We start from the raw sequence: 2,113 nt of genomic DNA, 5'->3' as shown, positions 1-2,113 counted from the left end.
ATGCGTGATCTGATCCTTCAACTCAGCAAAAGTTCGATTTATTCAACAAAGTCCTCTGGTGTTCGTAATCTCGCTTCATCCATTCGAAATTCATTTGTACTGTATCCCTGTAGAAACAACAGAGGACATACATATGGAAAATCAAGCTCGTCTCATCCGTTTACCAGAAGTCATGAAGAAAACTGGATTTGGTAAAGCGTGGATCTATCGTCTTATCAGCCAAAATAGGTTTCCACAGCCAGTAAAGATCGGTGTTCGTGCTACCGCTTTTGTCGAAAGCGAAATCGATGAATGGATTCAATTAATTATCGAAAATTCAAGAAAGCATGTCGCTTAACAGAAATGCTGCTTCATCTATTTTTAACTTTTGATAATGTATTAAGAAAAAGAAATTTACAGATTTTGTGAGTTTACGTAGTGAGTTTGAAACAACGAGGCTTTGTAAAGTTTGCATCTGAAAAAAAGAATATATTTGACGTAATTCTTTACCTTTTTTCTGGCAGAGCTTTTGCTATAAGACTTAGAGTTGATTTTCTTAATATCGGGTATGGATACCATTTACTAGCCGTACCTGTTTATTTGACGTCAAATAAATTTTTTCAAGCCATTAATATATATACCAAATAAACTAAAGTCATTGTAAAAAATTTGAATTATTTTGAATTGGAATATATTTAATAAGTGAGAGTGATATTAATTTGTAAAGAATGAGGTCAAAATGGGATATAAAGTAAAGAAATTCATCATGAGTAATGGGGAGCGAGGATGCCTGATCCTGGATAAAAATAGTAATCTACCAGTTTACTATCAAAATCTATTTCTTACTACAGACATAAGAAATAGAGGCGCAACCGCCTCAACTATGGAAATAGTTGCAACTAACTTACTAATTTTTAGTAATTTCTTAGATAGTAGGAAAATTAATATAGTTGAGAGAATTGAGCTTAAAAAGTATCTCAGTGTTGCAGAAATAGATGATCTGGTAAGATATGCGAAACAAAGATTCGATAGACAAAAAATTATAAAGATAAAATCAGCAAGTAATAAGTTTATTGCGAAGCGAACCTTTAGTTATAGAGTACACGTTTTTTCACGCTACCTTGAGTGGTTATGTGGATTAGTTCATTCGTCAAAGGGGATTCATGCAAAGTATGAAGTAGAAGTATTTATTGAAAGTATCAGAGCACATATTCCAAGAAACAGTTCATTGAATACGAATGAAATATCTGAAAAATCGTTAAATGAAGAAGAGATCAATGTGCTTTTCCGTCTATTGGAAATTGGCGGGATTGAAAACCCTTTCCATAAGGAAGTACAGGTCAGGAACAGACTAATATTTACCTTGCTCTTAAATTTAGGTTTAAGGGCTGGAGAGTTGCTCAATCTTAAAATAGATGATTTTGATCTCAGAGACAACACTTTAAGTGTACTCAGAAGACATGATTCAAAAGAAGATGGAAGATCTTATCAACCATTAGTAAAGACTGGAGAAAGGGTTATTCCGTTATCTGATGAGTTAGCCAGTGAAATTTTTGATTACATAAGCAATAGCAGGGAAAAAATGACAAAAAGGAAAAAGCATAATTTCTTATTGGTGGCTCATTGCACCGGAAAAAACGCAGGAGAACCCTTAAGCATTTCAGCTTATGAGAAGGTGATATCAACACTGAAACGAGCAAGTCCAAAGCTATATAATCTTTCAGGTCATAGGTTAAGGCACTCTTGGAATTATATGTATTCTAAAGGAATAGAAGGCGCTGAATTAGAATATAGTAGAAGGAAAGATTTAAGGAATTATCTAATGGGTTGGTCAAAGGAGTCAATCATGTGTGATAGATACAATTTTAAATATATATCCCAACAAGAGAAGGATGTCGTCCTAAAGGTCTATAAATCAGTAAGTAAAATAATTAGTGGGGTTTAATGTGGAACTCAAATGTATTGAAAGTGAGCAAATTTTTTTTGCTAAGATGAATAGATATAGTTTCAAACTGTCAGATAAGAAATGGCAACTTGATAAAGAAAACTGCGTATACCCTCATAAAGTTGTAGATATAATGCGACTTTGTTGAATAAATCGAACTTTTGCTGAGTTGAAGGATCAGATCACGCA

At 33.4% G+C, this 2,113-nt stretch carries 2 protein-coding genes and 1 pseudogene; all 3 read left to right on the top strand.

The genetic code is table 11. The features are described 5' to 3' along the window. The first annotated feature begins 133 nt into the window (after window positions 1-133). Window positions 134-337: an AlpA family transcriptional regulator gene (locus HX884_RS26200; RefSeq protein ID WP_016190490.1), complete on the top strand. Its 204-nt coding sequence runs from the start codon at window positions 134-136 to the stop codon at window positions 335-337. Window positions 338-718: 381 nt separating this feature from the next. Further along, entirely contained in the window at window positions 719-1,924 is a 1,206-nt protein-coding gene (locus HX884_RS26195) for a site-specific integrase (RefSeq protein WP_178329018.1), read from the top strand. A gap of 1 nt (window position 1,925) precedes the next feature. Then, window positions 1,926-2,060: pseudogene (locus tag HX884_RS27430) on the top strand (site-specific integrase); the annotation flags it as partial. Window positions 2,061-2,113 lie beyond the last annotated feature (53 nt).

Source organism: Enterobacter sp. SECR19-1250 (assembly GCF_013391025.1).
Classification (GTDB): Bacteria; Pseudomonadota; Gammaproteobacteria; order Enterobacterales; family Enterobacteriaceae; genus Enterobacter; species Enterobacter cloacae.
Note: the sequence above shows the minus strand (reverse complement) of the source record. Positions and strands in the feature narration are given on the sequence as shown.